17 protein-coding genes are annotated in these 18,450 nt (G+C 68.7%); 8 read left to right on the plus strand and 9 right to left on the minus strand.

Translation table 11 applies throughout. From position 1 onward, the window contains the following. Nucleotides 1-2: 2 nt before the first annotated feature. Nucleotides 3-551: a PaaI family thioesterase gene (locus ABIC25_RS07055; RefSeq protein ID WP_033205345.1), complete on the minus strand. Its 549-nt coding sequence runs from the start codon at nt 549-551 to the stop codon at nt 3-5. Between the two features lie 99 nt (nt 552-650). On the opposite strand from ABIC25_RS07055, the gene disA reads away from it, so the two are divergent. Further along, nucleotides 651-1,736: a DNA integrity scanning diadenylate cyclase DisA gene (gene disA, locus ABIC25_RS07060; RefSeq protein ID WP_064569491.1), complete on the plus strand. Its 1,086-nt coding sequence runs from the start codon at nt 651-653 to the stop codon at nt 1,734-1,736. A gap of 11 nt (nt 1,737-1,747) precedes the next feature. Here disA and ABIC25_RS07065 read toward each other — a convergent pair whose 3' ends face one another. After that, nucleotides 1,748-2,527 (minus strand): hypothetical protein, encoded by a 780-nt coding sequence (locus tag ABIC25_RS07065; protein ID WP_354560613.1) that lies wholly within the window; start codon nt 2,525-2,527, stop codon nt 1,748-1,750. Between the two features lie 121 nt (nt 2,528-2,648). Beyond that, entirely contained in the window at nt 2,649-3,302 is a 654-nt protein-coding gene (locus ABIC25_RS07070; protein WP_239400043.1) for a carbonic anhydrase, read from the minus strand. Here ABIC25_RS07070 and ABIC25_RS07075 point away from each other — a divergent pair. Both ABIC25_RS07075 and ABIC25_RS07080 read left to right on the plus strand, forming a co-directional pair. Then, a complete protein-coding gene (locus tag ABIC25_RS07075) occupies nt 3,301-4,194 on the plus strand; it encodes an iron-sulfur binding domain-containing protein (protein WP_248644715.1) in 894 nt (297 codons plus the stop codon). The genes ABIC25_RS07070 and ABIC25_RS07075 overlap by 2 nt on opposite strands. A gap of 167 nt (nt 4,195-4,361) precedes the next feature. After that, nucleotides 4,362-5,321, plus strand: coding sequence for a hypothetical protein (locus ABIC25_RS07080; RefSeq protein ID WP_354560615.1), 960 nt, complete (start codon nt 4,362-4,364; stop codon nt 5,319-5,321). A gap of 102 nt (nt 5,322-5,423) precedes the next feature. Here the strand turns inward: ABIC25_RS07080 and ABIC25_RS07085 are convergent, their stop codons facing one another. After that, nucleotides 5,424-6,245, minus strand: coding sequence for an alpha/beta fold hydrolase (locus ABIC25_RS07085; RefSeq protein ID WP_004020912.1), 822 nt, complete (start codon nt 6,243-6,245; stop codon nt 5,424-5,426). A 109-nt stretch (nt 6,246-6,354) separates the two neighbouring features. On the opposite strand from ABIC25_RS07085, the gene ABIC25_RS07090 reads away from it, so the two are divergent. From ABIC25_RS07090 to ABIC25_RS07100, 3 genes are all read left to right on the plus strand, one after another. After that, nucleotides 6,355-6,663 carry an antibiotic biosynthesis monooxygenase family protein gene (locus ABIC25_RS07090; protein WP_004020913.1) on the plus strand — a complete coding sequence of 103 codons (309 nt, stop codon included), beginning with the start codon at nt 6,355-6,357 and terminating at the stop codon, nt 6,661-6,663. A 54-nt stretch (nt 6,664-6,717) separates the two neighbouring features. Next, nucleotides 6,718-7,353: an LON peptidase substrate-binding domain-containing protein gene (locus ABIC25_RS07095; RefSeq protein WP_180819413.1), complete on the plus strand. Its 636-nt coding sequence runs from the start codon at nt 6,718-6,720 to the stop codon at nt 7,351-7,353. 129 nt (nt 7,354-7,482) lie between these two features. Then, entirely contained in the window at nt 7,483-8,982 is a 1,500-nt protein-coding gene (locus ABIC25_RS07100) for an aldehyde dehydrogenase (protein ID WP_004020915.1), read from the plus strand. 299 nt (nt 8,983-9,281) lie between these two features. On the opposite strand, the gene cydC is transcribed toward ABIC25_RS07100, so the two are convergent. From cydC to ABIC25_RS07125, 5 genes are all read right to left on the minus strand, one after another. Continuing rightward, the gene (cydC, locus tag ABIC25_RS07105) at nt 9,282-11,000 is read right to left on the minus strand and encodes a thiol reductant ABC exporter subunit CydC (RefSeq protein ID WP_354560617.1); all 1,719 of its coding nucleotides are present in this window, start codon (nt 10,998-11,000) and stop codon (nt 9,282-9,284) included. Then, entirely contained in the window at nt 10,990-12,717 is a 1,728-nt protein-coding gene (gene cydD, locus ABIC25_RS07110; RefSeq protein WP_354560619.1) for a thiol reductant ABC exporter subunit CydD, read from the minus strand. Before cydD ends, cydC begins: the two co-directional genes overlap by 11 nt. Then, nucleotides 12,714-13,796 carry a cytochrome d ubiquinol oxidase subunit II gene (gene cydB, locus ABIC25_RS07115; RefSeq protein ID WP_239400055.1) on the minus strand — a complete coding sequence of 361 codons (1,083 nt, stop codon included), beginning with the start codon at nt 13,794-13,796 and terminating at the stop codon, nt 12,714-12,716. Before cydB ends, cydD begins: the two co-directional genes overlap by 4 nt. 12 nt (nt 13,797-13,808) lie before the next feature. Next, nucleotides 13,809-15,392 carry a cytochrome ubiquinol oxidase subunit I gene (locus ABIC25_RS07120; protein WP_354560621.1) on the minus strand — a complete coding sequence of 528 codons (1,584 nt, stop codon included), beginning with the start codon at nt 15,390-15,392 and terminating at the stop codon, nt 13,809-13,811. 223 nt (nt 15,393-15,615) lie between these two features. After that, nucleotides 15,616-16,485 carry an aminodeoxychorismate lyase gene (locus ABIC25_RS07125; RefSeq protein WP_354560623.1) on the minus strand — a complete coding sequence of 290 codons (870 nt, stop codon included), beginning with the start codon at nt 16,483-16,485 and terminating at the stop codon, nt 15,616-15,618. Between the two features lie 58 nt (nt 16,486-16,543). Between ABIC25_RS07125 and ygfZ the strand changes: the two genes are divergently transcribed. Both ygfZ and ABIC25_RS07135 read left to right on the plus strand, forming a co-directional pair. Further along, entirely contained in the window at nt 16,544-17,725 is a 1,182-nt protein-coding gene (gene ygfZ / locus ABIC25_RS07130; RefSeq protein WP_239400061.1) for a CAF17-like 4Fe-4S cluster assembly/insertion protein YgfZ, read from the plus strand. Further along, nucleotides 17,722-18,399 (plus strand): MOSC domain-containing protein, encoded by a 678-nt coding sequence (locus ABIC25_RS07135; RefSeq protein WP_239400063.1) that lies wholly within the window; start codon nt 17,722-17,724, stop codon nt 18,397-18,399. The genes ygfZ and ABIC25_RS07135 overlap by 4 nt, the downstream gene beginning before the upstream one ends. Nucleotides 18,400-18,450: the final 51 nt, after the last annotated feature.

Genomic DNA, 18,450 nt, shown 5'->3' on the forward strand with positions numbered 1-18,450 from the left:
CCCTACGGGTACATCCGGCTCTTGTACTCCTCGGCTCTCGAGCTCTTGTCGACATGCTCGGCGAAGTGCTTGCGCACATCGATCGTCACGAAGATCGCGTGTGCGGTCGCCACCGGCTTCTCCGGGTCTCCGATGTGGGCGCTCGCCTCGGTGTAGATCTTCCGGCGCTGCCGGCCCAGCAGGTTGGCCGAGAACTGCAATGTCGACCCCACCGGGATCGGCCGGAGGTAGTCGATCTCGAGATGCACCGTCACCCCGGACGGCCCGACCAGCAGCGGGATGGTGCCCATCACCTCGTCGAAGGCGGTACTCAGGATGCCACCGTGGATGACACCGGGACCGCCTTCCATCCGCGTCTCGACCTTCATCGAGGCGTCGACGGTGAATCCCTCGCCGGCATGGACGACCAGGTGCAGGCCCTGCGGTGAATCCGGCCCGCAGCCGAAGCACGTCGGGTTGTGCATCCGCACGGGTTCACCCGCCTTCGCCGCCTTCGGGTGGCGCTCCACCTCGTCCAGCTCGTCGGGCACCACAAAACTGCTGCTCTTCACACCCCGGTACCCTAGTCACATCGCAATGGCCGATGTCAGGGGGCATGTGGCCCGGTGGCGACGCCCGGTCGCCGCAGACAGGTCCGGAGAAGGGGAGACATGGTCGCCGAAGTGGTGAGATCCGAGCTGACGCGCGAGACGGTCGCGCGCGTCGCGCCCGGCACCGGGCTCCGCGACGGTCTCGAGCGCATCCTCCGCGGCGGCACCGGCGCCCTGATCGTGCTGGGACACGACTCCGACGTGGAGAAGATCTGCGACGGCGGTTTCCACCTCGACGTCGAATTCGCCCCCACCCGACTGCGCGAGCTGGCGAAGATGGACGGTGCGGTCGTGCTCTCGACCGACGGCAAGCGCATCGTGCGCGCCAACGTCCAGCTGGTCCCCGATCCCTCGATACCGACCGAGGAGTCCGGCACGCGCCATCGTGCGGCCGAACGAACCGCCATCCAGACCGGTCACCCGGTGATCTCGGTGAGCGCGTCGATGTCCATCGTCAGCGTGTACGTCGACGGGGCCCGTCGCGTCGTCGAGAGCCCGGACCCGATCCTGTCCCGAGCGAACGTCGCCCTGGCCACACTCGAGCGGTACAAGGCGCGGTTGGACGAGGTGATCTCGGCTCTCTCCCGTGCGGAGATCGAGGACTACGTGCTGCTGCGCGACGCCATGTCGACCGCGCAGCGGATGGAGATGGTCCGGCGCGTGTCGGTCGAGATCGAGGAGTACGTTCTCGAACTCGGCGTCAACGGCCGACAGGTCAGCCTGCAGCTCGAGGAACTGATCAGCGACAACGACACCATGCGCGAACTCCTCGTCCGCGACTACTACGCCAGTCCGGAACCGGCCACCGCCGAAGATGTCCGCCAGGCGCTGGAGGTCGTCGAGAACCTCAGCGACGCAGACCTTCTCGACCTGACCCTGCTGGCCGGCGCCTTCGGGTACCCGACCACCATCGAGGCCCAGGACACCGCGATGAGTCCTCGCGGTTACCGGCTGCTCGCCCGGATCTCACGCCTGCAGTTCGCGCACGTCGACCGGCTCGTCCGCAGCTTCGGCACGCTGCAGGCACTGCTCGCGAGTTCGTCGGCCGACCTGCAGGCGGTCGAGGGAATCGGCAGCATCTGGGCCCGCCACATCCGCGAAGGTCTGTCGCGGCTGGCCGAGACCAGCATCGAACGCTACGACTAGTCGCGGCTCGCTCAGGGCTCCTGAGCAGGCGCCACCATGTTGAACGTGATCGGGAACGACTCCCGCTCACCGATCTTGCCGATGGCCGAGTACGACCCGGCGGGCACCTGGGTCCGCGGACGCTCACAGCCGGGGCTGCTCGTGGTGCCCGACCAGGTGATGGTGTCCTTGACCTGCTGTGCGGGCTTGAGGACGACGTTGTTCACGGTGTTGAGCGGCGAGCAGTCGCGCGCCGACCAAAGTGTCCGGGTGCCGTCCAGGGTGCGCACGATCACGTTCTGGACGGCCTTGCCGACATCGCGCGTGCACTCGGACAGACCGGCATTGGTGGTCACGATGGTGAACACCGGATTCTGCCCGATCGTGTAGGTCGGCTTGTCGGTGTACAGGACCACCGAGATCGCTTGGTCCGGGCACAGCGCGGGACCCGCGGCTCCTCCGGGGACCCCTGCGGGGCTTGCCGATTCGACGGGACTCGACGCGCCGGCGGGCGGTCCGGCGGGTGCACCCGAACCGCCGGCACCCCCGCCCGAGCCGCCACCGGCGTCCGGTTCGCCCGAGGCGCCACCGGCCTGCGGTTCCGAGGCGGGTGGTGCCGACGTCGTCGACGATGCCGACGAACTCGACGAGACACTCTGCGTGGCCGCGGTGTTCTGGGGATCTCCGCTCCCCGACGTCATCCAGACGATCAATGCGACGACCAGACCGACCACGACCACCGCACCACCCACGGCGACGGCGCGGCGTCGCCAGTAGATCTCGGGTGGCAGCGGGCCCTGGGGTTCGATCACGCCCACCACGCTAACGGCCGGGTATTGACTTCCGGCTGATCACGTGCGGCGTGTCGCAGCCGAAAAACGGCCCGGAGCAGGCAAAGTCTAGAGTTCGCCTTCAGGCTCTGAAGGGCCGGCGTCAGGCGGATTCGGCGGCCACCGCGGTGGGCGCCGGACGCTCGCCGATGTCGCCGTAGACGCCCTGGACGTTGACCTGCCCCTCGTTGAGCTGGTAGGTCAGGCCCACGATCGCCAGGCGGCCGGTGCTGATCCGGTCGGCGATGATGCGGCTGCGCTGCATGAGCAGCTGGCCGGTCTCGACCACGTGGCGGGCCTCGAACTCGTCGACTCGCGTCAACCCTTCACTGCGACCGGCGAGGATGCTGGGGGTCACACGCTCCACGACGTCACGGATGTAGCCACCGGGGATCTGCAGGTCGTCGAGCGCATCGAGAGTCGCCTTGACCGCGCCGCAGCTGTCGTGCCCGAGGATCACGATGAGCGGCACCTGCAGCACCTCGACGGCGTATTCGAGGGAGCCGAGAACAGCCGAATCGATCACGTGGCCGGCCGTCCGCACCACGAACATGTCGCCGAGTCCCTGATCGAAGATGATCTCGGCGGAGAGCCGCGAGTCCGCGCAGCCGAACAGCACGACGTGCGGATGCTGACCCCCGACGAGTCGCGCGCGGTCCTCGATACCCTGGCTGGGATGCTGAGATTCACCTGTCACAAATCGGTCGTTGCCGTCGCGCAGGATGCGCCACGCGTCCCGTGGTGTGTTTGCGGTCATGCCCAATAGTGTGCCACCGGGCCGTCTGCTCGGTTGGTTCGATACCCACGAACGAGATCTCCCCTGGCGCGATCCGTCCTGCACCGGCTGGCAGATCCTCATCAGCGAGATCATGTTGCAGCAGACCCCCGTGTCGAGGGTGGTCGAACCCTGGCAGGAGTGGGTACGGCGCTGGCCGGTCCCCTCGGCGATGGCCGCCGAACCGGCCGGCGAGGTCCTGCGCGCGTGGGGCAAGCTCGGCTACCCCCGCCGCGCGCTTCGTCTCCACGAGTGCGCGAAGGTGCTCGCCGCCGAGCACGGCGACCGCGTCCCCGACGACGTCGAGACGATGCTGGCCCTGCCCGGGATCGGCGACTACACCGCCCGCGCGGTCGCCTGCTTCGCCTACGGTCAGGCCGTGCCGGTCGTGGACACGAACGTCCGGCGGGTCATCGTCCGTGCGGTCCACGGTCGGGAGCAGCCGGCGAACCCGTCGCGGCGAGATCTCGCCGACGCCGAGGCCCTGCTCCCCCGCTCCCCCGACGGCACCTACGCCGCGTCGGCCCCGCGCTTCTCGGCCGCACTGATGGAGCTGGGCGCTCTCGTCTGCACCGCCCGAAACCCGAAGTGCGACAACTGTCCTCTCGTCGACTGCACCTGGGTCGGACTCGGCCGGCCGGCCCATTCCGGGCCACCGCGCCGGGTGCAGAAGTTCGCCGGCACCGACCGTCAGGTACGCGGACTGCTCCTCGACGTCCTTCGCAACTCGAACGATTCGGTCGACCGCGCCGCCCTCGACGTCGTGTGGACCTCCGACACCGCGCAGCGCGACCGTGCCCTGGACTCGCTTCTCGTGGACGGACTGGTGGAGATCACTGTCAGCGGCCGGTACTGCCTGGCCGGCGAGGCATGAGTCCGGTTCGTCGACGCTCGGACGACGATTCTGGGACGTCTGTCCAGGTCCGGGTTCGCGAACCCGCCACCGCGAACCCATAATTCGTGCCACGATCATTGACCAGTCGTTTGATCGTTCAGAGATAGTCTCCCGCCGGGGTCACTTAGTTGCTAATGTCCCGGTCCATGAGTCAGCCGCCGTATCCCCCTGTCCCGCCACCGGACCCGCAGCAGCCGGGCGGCTTCCCCGGTCAGCAGCCGCCGCAGTACGGGCAGCAGCCACCGCAGCCGCCCCAGTACGGGCAGCAGCCGCCGTACGGCCAGCAGCCGCCGCAGCAACCCCAGTACGGCCAGGCACCCCCGCCGCCGCCTCCCGGCGGCCCGCAGTACGGCGACGCCGGGTCCTACCCCGGAGCCCCCGACCCCTACGGCGCACCAGGCGATTCGGGCAAGATCGATGTGGGCACCGCGTTCTCGTGGGCTTTCGGCAAGTTCAAGAACAACATCGGCGCGATGATCCTGCCCGGACTCACCGTGTTCTTGCTGGGCGCGGTCGTCATCGCGCTCGCGATCTTCGGCGTGGCTCTCTTCAGTACGACCGAGACCACCGATCTCGGCGGCGGTTACACCTACGAGACGACCTCGCTGAGCGCCGGTGGAACCATCCTGATGATCCTCATCTACGCGCTGCTGTTCATCGGGCTGCTCTACATCCAGGCGAGCATCATCTCGGGCGCGGTCCGGGTCGCGAACGGTGAGCCGGTGACGGCGAAGTCGTTCCTCACCCCGATCCGGTTCGGCCCGGTCATCGGAACCGCGATCCTCGTCGGCATCATCACCGGGATCGGCTACGCGTTGTGCATCATCCCGGGCATCATCGCGATGTTCTTCCTGATGTTCTCGGTCGTCGCGACCATCGACAAGAGCCTCTCGCCGATCAACGCGATGAAGGCGTCCTTCGAACTGACCAAGTCGAAGGTCGGCGATTCGATCCTGACCCTGCTGGTCACCTACGCCATCAACCTCGTCGGCGTACTGGTCTGCTACGTGGGCCTGATCGTCGCGGCCCCGGTCGCGCAGCTGTTCCTCGTGCACTGCTGGCGTCGGCTCAACGGCGCACCCATCGCGCCTGCCGACCCGACCTGATCCTCCCAACCCGATTCGGGGCGCACACGATTCGTCGTGTGCGCCCCGAATGTCGTTGTGCCAGGCGACGTTGTGCACCAGAACACGTTGTGCACCGAGGTGTCAGAGTTCGAGTCCGGAGAGAAATGCCTCGACCGCGCCGCGATAGACCTGCGGTGCGTCGTCGTGGACGAGATGCCCGGCGTCCGGCACGCGGATGTGGCGAGCATGGTCGTTCTCCGCGCACATCGTCCGCATCTGTCCGGGCGGGGTGACCCCGTGCTCGGCCTCGATCAGCAGCGTCGGTACGCCGACCGACCGCCACTGGGTCCAGAAGTCGCGCCGGCCCCATTCCTCGGCGATCGCGGCCCACAACGGAATCCGGCCGTGCAGCCGGCCGTCGTCGAAGGCCTCGAAGAAATAGCGTCCGGCAATCGGGCCGAACATCGCCACGGCCTCGGACTCCGACGCGAACCGATCCGGCCAGGACTCGAACCACGGGGTCCAGTTCGACGTCGACCGGCCACGGAAGTCGGGCGCCATGTCCTCCACGACCAGGGCGGCCACCAGTTCCGGATACTCCGCCGCGGTGCACCATGCGTGCAGAGCCCCCATCGAGTGCCCGATGAGGACCGCGGGACCGCGGTCGATCCAGGTGAGCACCTCGGCGAGGTCGGCGACGAACCGTTCGGTCGCGAGTTCGCGGTCGTCGCAGGGATCTTCGGCGTCGGCCCCGGTGTGGAAGGCGGCGTCGAAGGTGAACACCCGACCGTACCGGCGCAGCCAGGGGACCTGACGCCGCCATGTGCGGCCGCGGCCCATCAGGCCGTGCAGCAAGACGATGGGCGGCGACGTGCGCTCGAACGCACCGTGGGCATCGTCGGCGAGGTCGGGGCCGCCGTGATCGCGGAGCCCGGTCTCCTGCGGAACCTCACCGTCGAACATGCCAGAACTGTAGTCGCAGAGGCGTGGTGACACCGATCGCCGGCGCTGGTGTCGACATCGGTGTCGATGTTCGCCCCGACCGCCCCTGCGCGGCGCCTATGGTGGACGCATGTCTGTTGTGAAGATCAATGCCATCTCTGTCCCCGAGGGTGCCGGCCCCGAACTGGAGAAGCGATTCGCCAATCGCGCCCACTCGGTGGACGGTTCCAAGGGGTTCCTCGGATTCCAGCTGTTGCGGCCCGTCAAGGGCGACGACCGATACTTCGTCGTCACCGAATGGGAGTCCGAGGAGGATTTCCAGGCCTGGTCGGCGGGGCCGGCCCGCGAGGCGCATTCCGGGGAGCGCGCCAAGCCGGTCGCCTCGGGCGCCGATCTGCTCGAGTTCGAAGTCGTGCTCGACGCGCGGCCCAAAGCCTGAGACGAGCGGACCCTGACCGTGGATCCGGCGGCCGGCGAGGTCCTAGTAGAGCCGATGTTCCCGCTCGGCACCGCGTTGGTGCCGGGCGCGGAACTGCCGTTGCGCATCTTCGAGCCGCGCTATCGACAGATGCTGGACGACCACGTCGACACCTCGTCCGATCCGCCGACGATCCGGTTCGGGGTGGTGTTGATCGAGCGCGGTTCCGAGGTCGGCGGCGGTGAGTCACGATGCGAGGTCGGCACTCTGGCCCACGCCGAGATCACGGGCCGGCTGCCGGACGGCCGCGCGTCGCTGACCGCGATCGGCCGCCGCCGGTTCCGGGTCGAGGAGTGGCTGCCCGACGATCCGTATCCGCGCGCCCGCATCACGGTGTTGCCCGAGCGGACCCCGAGCCGCTCCGATCTGGCCCGTCTGCGCGACCTCGCCGAGCGACACCGTGAGCTGATCCGGCGGAAGTTCCGCGCCGCCGGTGAGGACCCCGAGCCGATCATCGCCGCCTTCGCCCTCATCGACTCCGATCCCCGGGCCGCGGACCTCTCGCCCATCCACCGGTGGGCGGCGCAGACGGCGGGACAGCCACATGACCAGCAACGGATCCTCGAGGCCGACGACCCGTCCGACCAGATCGAGATCCTCGACGACGTCATGCAGGGGATGGAGGCCAGGGTGGCGTTCGGCAGTTCCTGACGACCACCCCTGGCATCAGAGTTAGAACGTGTTCTAGTATTGCGTGTGCCGTAGTTCACACCTGTCCGTCGGCGGCTGTCGGCCGCTCGCGCCCGGACAGGACCCCGTCCTCTGAGGAGCACACGCGTAATGACCGAGACCGTGGAGTCCCAACCCGCCACTCTCACCGGCGGGGGCGACCAACCCCAGTTGCTCATCGGCGGCCGGTGGGTCGACCCCCATTCCACCGAGACCCTCGAGGTCCACTCCCCCGCCACCGGCGAACGCGTCGGTTCCGTACCGCTCGCCGACGCCACGGACGTCGACACCGCGGTTCGCACCGCACGCGCGGCCTTCGACTCCGGGGTCTGGAGTTCGACGCCGCCCGCACAGCGTGCCGACATCATCGCCAGGGTCGCCGACCTGATCGACGAGCGGGGAGACGAGATCACCGCGCTGGTCTCCGCCGAGATGGGCGCGCCGCCGAGCGCGATCAGCACCCTTCAGCAGCTCCCCGGCACCGGCGTGCTGCGCGCCTACGCGAACGCGGCCCGCGGCTACCAGTGGGAGGAGTACCGGACGGGACTGTTCGGGACGACCCGGATCACTCGCGAACCGGTCGGCGTGGTCGGCGCCATCTGCGCCTGGAACGTCCCGCTCTTCATCACCTGCAACAAGATGGGCGCCGCACTCGCCGCCGGGTGTTCCGTGGTGCTCAAGCCGGCACCAGAGACCCCGATGACCGGCAACTACGTGGCCCAGTTGTTCATCGAGGCCGGTGTTCCGGCGGAAGCGATCTCGGTGGTCACCGGCGGTACCGAGACCGGACAGGCCCTCGTCGCGCATCCCGACGTGGACAAGATCACCTTCACCGGCTCGACCGCGGCCGGCAAGGCGATCGGCGCGGCCTGTGCGCAGACGCTCAAGCGGTGTTCGCTCGAGCTGGGCGGCAAGTCGGCCGCCATCGTCCTCGACGACGTCGATCTCGCCGCGAATGCCTTCATGCTGACCTTCCTCGGCCTGTTCAACACCGGGCAGGCGTGCGTCGCGCAGACGCGAATCCTGGTGCCGCGCAGCCGGCAGGACGAGATCGTCGCCGCGATGGTCGATGCCGCCAAGGCGATGAAGGTCGGCTTGCCGTCCGATCCCGAGGCCCAGCTCGGACCCCTGATCACCGAAAACCAGCGGAACAAGGTCGAAGAGTACGTCGAACTCGGCAAGAAGGCCGGTGCCACCGCGGTTCTCGAGAGCGAGCGTCCCGAGGGACTCGACTCCGGCTACTTCCTCACCCCCACGATCTTCACCGGCGTCACCAACGACATGGCCATCGCGCAGGAGGAGATCTTCGGTCCCGTGCTGTCGGTCATCGCCTACGACGACGTCGACGAGGCCATCGCCATCGCCAACGACTCGAGCTACGGACTCGCCGGCACGGTGTGGACGAACGACGTCGAGCGCGGTATCGAGATCTCCACCAAGATCCGCACCGGCACCTTCGGGATCAATTGGTACGCCATCGATCCCGAGTCACCGTTCGGCGGCTACAAGAACTCCGGCATCGGCCGCGAGAACGGCCGCGAAGGCCTCGAGTCCTTCCTCGAACACAAGTCGACGATGCTGCCGATGGGATACGAGGTGTCCGAGAACTAGACCTCCCGAACTCTCACAGGGGGGAGCCGGGGCCGGACGACTTGTGCGTCCGGCCCCGGCTCTTTCCCGCTGGGTGAGGCCACTTCCCTGCTGGTTGAGCCGGCACCGAGCGGAGCGAGGCGCCGAGTCGAAACCACCCGGTGACCTCGACAAGCTCGGCCGGCAGATGGAGGGCTCGGCCGGCAGATGGAGGGCTCGGCCGGCAGAAGGGGCCGCGGTGGACTGGCGACGTCCCCACCGCTGGTTGAGCCGGCACCGAGCGGAGCGAGGCGCCGAGTCGAAACCACCCGGTGACCTCGCTACGCTCGGTCGACGCTGCTCTCCCGACCCGCCAACTCGAGCACCTCTGCCGCACCGGTGTCGACCGGCGGCTGGTGGGTCACGACGACGACGATGCGGCCGGGTCCGAACAGGTCACGCTCGATCCCGAGGAGTCGGCGCAGCAACCGGTCGGAATCCGCCTCGTCGAGATGCTCGGTCGGCTCGTCGAGCAGGACGACCGGCGCGGGGTGGAGAAGTGCGCGGGCGAGGAGCAACCGGCGCCGCTGCCCGCCGCTCATCGCATCGGCCCCACCGGTTAGAACGGTGTCGAGACCGTCGGGAAGTGTTGCAGCCCAGCGCTCGAGGCCGACGGCCACCAACGCGGAGCCGATCTCCTCGTCGGTGACATCCCCGCGGGCGACGCGCAGGTTCTCCCGGACCGTCGTCGAGAAGATGTGCGCCTCCTCGGCGAAATAGCAGGACGCCGAGCGTAACCCGACCGTCGATCGGTCGGCTTCGTCGACGGCGGCGACCTCACCCGCCACCGGCGGCAGCAGGCCCGCGAGGGTCAACAGCAGGGTCGACTTCCCCACCCCGCTCGGGCCGGTGACGACCAGGCGCGAGCCCGGGTGCAGGTCGAGGTCCACACCTGTTGCCGGACCGAGGATCTCTCGTCCCGGGTGCCCCCAGCGCACTCCCGTGGCGGCCAGGCGCACCGGGGAGCGGTGGATGTCGGCGTCGGTCACCTCGGCGACACCGTCGGCACGCGCCCCGTCGACGAGCGCCATCACCCGAGCGGCGCTCTGGCGGCTTCGTTCGATCTGCAGTCCGGCCTCGGTGAGCGGCGCGGTGGACTCGAACGCCGACAGCGGCAGCAGGACGAGCACACCGAGGATCATCGGCGTCAGCCCTTCCCCGGAGCTCACCCCGGCGAGGGAACCCGTGGTCCCCGAGGCCAACTCGATGGCGATCACACACGCTGCGAGGAGTGATGCCCCGAGCGCCAGCGGCGTCGCCGCTGCGGCGGACGCCTGCCACCGGATGCCGCGGTCGGTGGCGTCGAGGTGCCGGCGGTCGGCCGCGGCGGCCGCGGCCAGTGCACCCTGGCGTCGGCGTGCGACGACGAGCTCGGGCGCGTGCCACAGAGTTGTCGTGGCGGCCTCCGTCGCCTCGGACGCGGCGTGTGCGCCGTCCCGGATGGCCCGGGCACCACCGCGTGCGGCGAGCCAGGGTGCCACGGCGCCGCTGACGACCAGTGCGAGCGCGAGCACGACGACGGCGGGCACCGACACCAGGGCCATCACCACCACCGCCGCAACCGATGTCGTCGCACCGACCCCGATCGGGATCAGGCCCCGGATGAGGGCGTTGCCGATCTCGTCGACGTCGTCCCCGGTCCGGTTGAGCAGCTCGCTGCGGCGCAGCGTGACCGAGTAGCCCGGTGACCCCGAGGCCAGCGCCGCGTACACCCGCTGACGCGCAGTGGCCATGGCCGCCAGGGCGAGGTCGTGGGTCGCCAGCCGCTCGAGGTAGCGGAACACCCCGCGTGAGATGCCCAGCGCCCGGACCGCGGTGATGGCCACCGACAGATACAGCACCGGCGGCATCTGCCAGGCGCGGGTGATCAGCCAGGCCGACAGCGCCGCGAGGAACAGCGCCGACAGTGCACCGCCGACGCCGAGAGCGAGCGCGGCCAGAGTGGGACGCCACCGCAGACCGAGGAACCCCAGGGCCCGGATCAACGGATCATCGCGCATGATCCACCTCCGCGGCCGCGCCGCCGGACGTCATGCTCGCGGCCGGCGTGACATCGACCGTCCGGTCCGCGTATTCGCGGGCGACGCCCCGGTGCGCGACCACGACCACCGTGTCTCCGGCACGAGCACGGTCGCGGAGCGCGGCCAACACATCGCGTTCGGACGCCTCGTCGAGATGGGCGGTCGGCTCGTCGAGGAGGAGCAGGGGTGCCGGTGAGGCGAGGACGCGGGTCAGCGCAAGGCGCTGCCGCTGTCCCGCGGACAGTCCGACGCCACCTGTTCCGAGCACCGTGTCGAGCCGCTCGGGCAACTCGACGATCAGGTCTGCGAAACCGGTTGCCGCAGCGGCCGACTCGAAGGTCTCCCGATCCAACGAACCGAACAGTTCCAGGTTCTCGGCGACCGTGCCCGGCACGACGACCGGCTGCTGGGGCAGCCAGGCGATCTGTTCGTGCAGGGCCGCCGGGTCGGCCTGGGCGACCGGGGTGGACCCGATCAGCACCGACCCCTCGTCAGGGGCGAGCAGACCCATCATCGCCGCCAGCACCGTCGACTTCCCCGACCCGTTCGGCCCGGTGAACACGGTGAGCGAACCCGGTTCGATCGTCGCGCGAAGGCATTCCGGTGCCCACCCGTCGCGACCGTGGACCCCGACGTCGAGCACCGTGATCGGCTGCCCGGCAACGGTGAGGCCCCGGCTGCCCGAGGCGGGCACCGCCTGGACCGACCCGACCGTCGCCGGCGCGATGAGTCCGAAGACCTGCTCGGCAGCGGTGAGGCCGTCCGCCGAGTTGTGGAACTGCATCCCGACGCGACGCAGCGGCAGGTATGCCTCGGGCGCCAGGATCAGCGCGAAAACACCTGCGTAGAGGGACATCTCGCCATACACCAGGCGCAGTCCGATACTCACCGCCACCAGTGCGACGCAGAGCGTGGCGAGCAGTTCCAGCACGGCCCCCGACAGGAACGCGACACGCAGTGAACTCATCGTGCTGCGGCGGTGCGCCTCGCCGAGTTCACCGACGCGCTGCGCCGGGGCGCCGGCCCGGTTCAGCGCCCGCAGCGTCGGCAACCCCGCGACGAGGTCGAGGAGCTGCGCACTCAGCCGGCTCATCGTCGCCAGCTTGCGCGTGGTGCGATCTCGCGTCATCAGTCCGACGAGAACCATGAACAGCGGGATCAGCGGCAGGGTGACGAGGATGATCAGCGCCGAGGGCCAGTCGGCGAATGCGATGACCACCGTGACGACCGGGGTCAGGATGGCCGCGGCGACGAGGGCCGGCAGGTAGCCGGACAGGTACGGCCCCAGCGCGTCCAGTCCGCGCAGGAGGACGGTGCTCGCGTGTTCGCGGATCGCGGTCAGCGAGCGCGGCGAGGTGCGGGACGGATCGGTGAGGACGTCGAGGGCCTCGGCCCGCAATTCGGCGATCGCCCGCGCGGCGGCGCGGTGCGCGTACCGATCGTGCCCGTAGGCCATCGCCGCCCGCAGCGCCAGGGCTCCGGTGAGCACCATGAGATGAGCCGCCTGCGCGGCGAACGACCGCGCTCCGGGCGACACGATCAGTTCGGACACGATGGAGGCCACCATCGCCGCCACCACGATGATCGCGATCACCTCGCCAACCGCGAACGCGGCGGTGACCCCGATGTAGCGGCGGGTCGTCGGCGAGTACCGCAGCAGCCGGGGATCGACCGGGGGCCCGGCGGTGCGACTCACTTGCTCGGGATTCGCAGCGACGGGAGTCCGGCCGGGTCCGGGATGTGCGCGACCGACAGCCGCTTGCGGAACACCCAGTAGGTCCAGGCCTGGTAGCCCATCACCACCGGGGTGATGAGCACAGCGGCCCACGTCATGATCGTGAGTGTGTAGTCGCTCGACGCCGTGTTCTCGATGGTGAGGTTCCACTCCGGATTCAGGGTCGACGGAATCGCATTCGGGAACAGCACGGCGAACAGCGCGGCGACCGTACCCGCGATCGCGATGCAGGTGAACAGGAAAGCGTAACCCTCCCGGCGGATCTGGGTGGCGATCACCATGCCCACCGCGGCGACGGCGGCGATGAGCACCGGAATCCACGTCCACGAGTTGCCATACGCGAACTGGGTCCACAGCAGGAACACGGCGGCCACGATCAGTGTCGGCCAGGCCAGCCGGGCGGCGTAGCGAGCGGAATCCTCCTGCAACACACCGGAGGTCTTCAGCGAGATGAACACCGCGCCGTGGGTGAGGAAGGCGAGCAGGGTGGTCGCACCGCCGAGGAGCGCGTACGGGTTGAGGAGGTTGAAGAACCCACCGGTGTACTGGGCGTCGGCGTCGATCGGCAACCCGCGCACGATGTTGGCGAACGCCACACCCCACAGGATCGCCGGAATCCATGACCCCAGGCCGATTCCGATGTCGCACCACATACGCCAGCGGGGATTGTTGATCTTGCCCCGCCACTCGATCGCGCACACCCGCACGATGAGGCCGATGAGGATCAGGAACAGGGGTAGGTAGAACGCACTGAACATGGTTGCGTACCAACCGCCGAAGGCGGCGAACAGCGCCGCACCCGCGGTGATGAGCCAGACCTCGTTGCCGTCCCAGACCGGGCCGATGGTGTTGAGGAGCGCGCGGCGCCGTTTGTCGGGATCGGCCTCCGGATCGCCGGCGGCCACCTTGTCGTCGCCACCGGTGTGACTCGATCCGAGGATCGGCATCAGCATTCCGACGCCGAAATCGAAGCCCTCCAGTACGAAATACCCGACGAACAGGAACGCGATGACCAGGAACCAGATTTCTTCGAGACTCATGATCACGCTCCTCTAGTAGGCGAACGAGAGCTGTTTGGGCTCATCGGAATCGGATTCGTCGTCGTCGGTGTGGCCTGGTGGTCGCGAATCGTGCGCGGCCGGGCCCTCGATGACGTAGCGCCGCTGCAACATGAACCACACGACGCCGAGTGCACCGTAGAGCAGCGTGAACCCGATCAGGGTGACCAACACCGTGCTCGCCGAATGGTTGGAGACGCCGTTCTGCACCAGCATGCTGATCCGGAGCGGATCGAGATCGTCCTCCCAGTTGGGTGCGACAACCCACGGCTGACGCCCCATCTCGGTGAAGATCCAGCCGGAACTGTTCGCCAGGAACGGCGTCGGGATCATCAGCAGGGCGATGAAGCCGAAGCGTCTGGATTCGACCACCCGCTTGCGGCGGGTGAACCACAGACCGCCCAGGGCCACGACCACCGAACCGAGGGCCCAGGTGATCATCGCCCGGAAACCCCAGTAGGTCACGAAGAGGTTCGGTGCGAAGTTCTGGTTGGCCGGGACATTCGGCTGGCCTGCGAAGGCCTCGGTGTACTGCTCCTGCAATTCCTCGACACCCTGCAGGGTCGAGTCGAAGTCGTGGTTCGCGAGGAACGACAGCATCTTCGGTATCTCGATGACGTGTTCGATGTTGTCGCAGTTGTTCTGGCGCCCGATCGACAGGACCGAGAAGCCCGGGCCCGTCTCGGTCTCACACAGCGACTCGGCCGAGGCCATCTTCATCGGCTGCTGCTTGAACATGATCTGCGCCTGGAGGTCCCCGGTGATGAACAGGGCGACGCCGGAGACGAGGGTCACCCACAGCGCGAGTCTCGTCACCGGCCGCCAGAGGTCGCGGGCGTCCTTCTCGAGGGCTTCGGGCGTCGCGTCGACGTGGCTCGGGGACGCGCTCTCCGGGATCACGCCGGTGTCGCCGGTTTCGGCGGCCTCGCGGATCTTCTTGGCCCGCCAGGAGTTCCGCGCCATCCACCAGATGCCGATCGCCGCGACGAACGTGCCCGCGGTGAGGAAGGCACCGGCGATGACGTGCGGGAAGGCCGCGAGGGTCGTGTTGTTGGTGAGCACCGCGACGAAGTCGTTCATGGCGGGCCGACCGCGTTCGTCATCCCACACGACGCCGACCGGGTGCTGCATCCACGAGTTCGCGGCGATGATGAAGTACGCCGAGGCGTTGACGCCGATGGCCGCCAGCCAGATACACGCCAGGTGCACCCGGCGCGGCAAGCGGTCCCAGCCGAAGATCCAGAGCCCGATGAAGGTCGATTCCAGGAAGAACGCGACCAGGCCCTCCAGGGCAAGCGGTGCGCCGAAGACATCGGCGACGAACCGGCTGTACTCGCTCCAGTTCATGCCGAACTGGAACTCCTGGACGATGCCGGTCGCGACACCCAGCGCGAAGTTGATCAGGAAGAGCTTCCCGAAGAACTTGGTGGCGCGCAGCCACTGCTCGTTGCCGGTGACATGCCACACCGTCTGCATCACCGCGATCATCGGCGCGAGGCCGATGGTCAGGGGCACCAGGATGAAGTGGTAGACGGTCGTGATCCCGAATTGCCATCTGGAGACGTCCAGAGCGTCCATATCGCCTCGAATCGAGTTGCCGGCCCCCGGGCTGCGGGGGCAGATCGAAACCTGCCGGAACCTACTACTACAGGTAGTAGTAAGTCGTAGGCGCGACGTTACGCCTGGTCACCGGCCTTAACAAGCGCCAAAGGTCCCGCTGACCAGCTCGAAGCGGTGTCTTCCCTCTCACCCGCTCGGGCCTGTGCTCCAGGCCGCGGGTCTCAGGTGTCGGTGACCGGGATCAATTGTCGTCCACGGAGATGGCGCGATCGACCAGATCGGCGAATTTCGCGGAGTCCGACGGAACCGGCATCACATACCGGTTGAGATGGGTGACCCGGGCCGCGAGGGTGACACTGCTGACCAGCCAGACCGAATCGGCCGCCACCAGGTCCTCGGGCCGCAGGAGGTCGGTCTTGGTCGTCCAACCCTCCCGCTCCGCCACGTCGAAAACCGCACTCGCGGTCGTCGATTCGAGGATTCCGATCTCGGTGGGCGGCGTCACCAGGGTGTCGCCGTAGATCGCGACGACCGTGGACCGGGGCCCCTCGAGGACCGCGCCCTCGCTGCTGACGAAGATCACGTCGTCGTAGCCCTCGGCGGCCGCGTGACGCAGCGCCGCCATGTTCGTGGCGTAGCTGAGGGTCTTGGCCCCGAGCAGTTGCCACGGCGCCGAGCCGGCGAGGTCGATCGAGAAGCCGCGGTCCAGGGTGACCACCCGCACCCCCTCCGCGCGCGCGGCCGCCACCCGGTCGGGCACCGCGTCGACGGTGACATAGGCGGTCGGCGCCGAACCGTGTTCGCGCCCCCGGGTGTACACGAGCCGGAGCAGTGCCTCGCCCGCCGATCCGTGCTTCTCGACCCACGCCTGCGTCGCGGCCTCGATCACCCCGCGCCACTCGTCGAGATCGGGTGTCCCGAGCTCCATCGCAGCTGCGCTACGCGCGAGGCGCTCGAGGTGCAGCCGGACGCATCGCGGCCGTCCGGCGCGGACGAGCAGGGTCTCGAAGATGCCGTCGCCGCGAACGGCCGCCAGATCGTCGGCATGGAGGAAGGGAGCGTCGGCATCGTGCTGCGTACCGTCGAGCGAGACAAGGATCGAATCGGCCATGGATAGAAGGCTGCCATGCGTCCCGGCCGTTCGCCGAATCGACCCGTAGAATCGACGCGTGAGCCGTTCACCCATCCTGACCAGGCATTCCGAGGGCGGGGCGGTGCCCGGCCCCGGCGACCTCCACTCCGCTGACACCGCATGGCACTACGGCGATCCACTCGGTGAGCAACGTGCCGCCGCCGGCGTGATCATCGTCGACCGGTCCGACCGTGCCGTGATCGAGATCGCCGGCGACGAACGTCTGACCTGGCTGCACACGATCACCAGTCAGCACATCGCCGCCCTCCCCGACCGGTCGAGCGCTGAGAACCTCTCCCTCGACGCCAACGGCCGTGTGGAAGAGCACTTCGTCCTCACCGACATCGACGGTGTCACCTGGCTCGACACCGAGGGTTCCCGTGGCGAACCGCTGCTCGGTTTCCTGAGCAAGATGGTCTTCTGGGCCAAGGCCGAACCGGCCGCCCGCCCCGACATGAAGGTCGTGACGCTCGTCGGCCCGGGGGCCCTCAGCGGACCCGTCGCCGACCTCCTGGAGATCGGTGCCGACACCGTCGTCTACCAGGCCGGCGGACTGCCCGAGTCACACCACGAGGACGAGCCGCTCGGCTTCTGGCGGCGCATGCCCTCACTCGGCGAGCACCGGGACCTGCCGGTCGTCGACCTCATCGTGCCCGAATACGTGCTGAACCGATGGTGGGACACCCTGACCGAGGCCGGCGCGCGGATGGCCGGCAGCTGGGCATTCGACGCCCTGCGCGTGGCGGCCCGCCGTCCCCGGTTGGGCGCCGACACCGACGAGCGCACCATCCCACATGAGGTCGACTGGATCGGCGGGCCCGACGAGCTCGGCGCGGTCCACCTCGACAAGGGGTGCTACCGGGGCCAGGAGACCGTCGCCCGGGTCCACAACCTCGGCAAGTCGCCCCGCCGGCTGGTGCTGCTGCACCTCGACGGCAGCAGCGACCAGCGCCCGGCGCCCGGCGACCCGGTTAGTGCCGGCGGCCGCACCGTCGGCCGGCTGGGCACCGTCGTCGACCACCACGAGTGGGGCCCCATCGCCCTTGCGCTCGTGAAACGCAACGTCGGCGCCGACGTCGAGCTGACCGTGGGCGCCGAGTCCGCCGTGAGCGCCCGGATCGATCCCGACTCGATCCTCGAGGACGACCGGGTCCAGGCCGGACGCGCCGCCGTGGAACGCCTGCGCAGCGGCTCGACAGCCCTCGGACGTAACAGTTGAGCACGGGTGTGGTGCTGGCGGTGTGCACCGCCGGCGAAGACGTGATCCTCGAAGGCATCGGCCGCTCCGCCATCGACAAGCGTCCGCGACAGGGACGCCTCGCCGTCGACGAGCTCGGCCTCGTCGACGATCACGTGGGCAACAAGCGGCACCACGGCGGTGTCGATCAGGCCGTGTACGCCTACGCCGACGACGAGGCGCGCCGGTGGGCCGAAGAGCTCGGACGTGAGCTTCCTTACGGATGGTTCGGCGAGAACCTGCGCATCGACGGGATGGCGGTCACCGACGCGCTGGTCGGCGAACGGTGGGAGGTGGGCGCCGACGGGTTGATCCTCGAGGTGACCATCCCCCGTGTCCCCTGTAAGACCTTCGCGGTCTGGGCGGGCGAGCCGCGATGGATGAAGCGATTTCTGGACCAGGCCGATTTCGGCACCTACCTGCGCGTTGTCCAGAACGGCAGCGTGGCGCAGGGCGATCAGATCACCGTCGTCCATCGTCCCGACCACGGGGTGCGCTCTCGCGATCTGCTTGCCGGCGGCGACATCGGGGCGATCCGATCCCTGCTCGCCCGAGACGATCTGCCCGCCAAGGTCCGGCGCGAGGCGACCAAGATGGTGAACAAGTCGGAAAGACGCGTCGGCGCGGCAACCCAGGGTGGACAACACAAATCCTAGAGGCGCGCTAGACTGGTCCGCACGACAGAATTACTTCAAGAGAACGGGGCC

This window comes from Gordonia sp. PvP123 (assembly GCF_040547295.1).
Taxonomy (GTDB): Bacteria; Actinomycetota; Actinomycetes; order Mycobacteriales; family Mycobacteriaceae; genus Gordonia; species Gordonia terrae.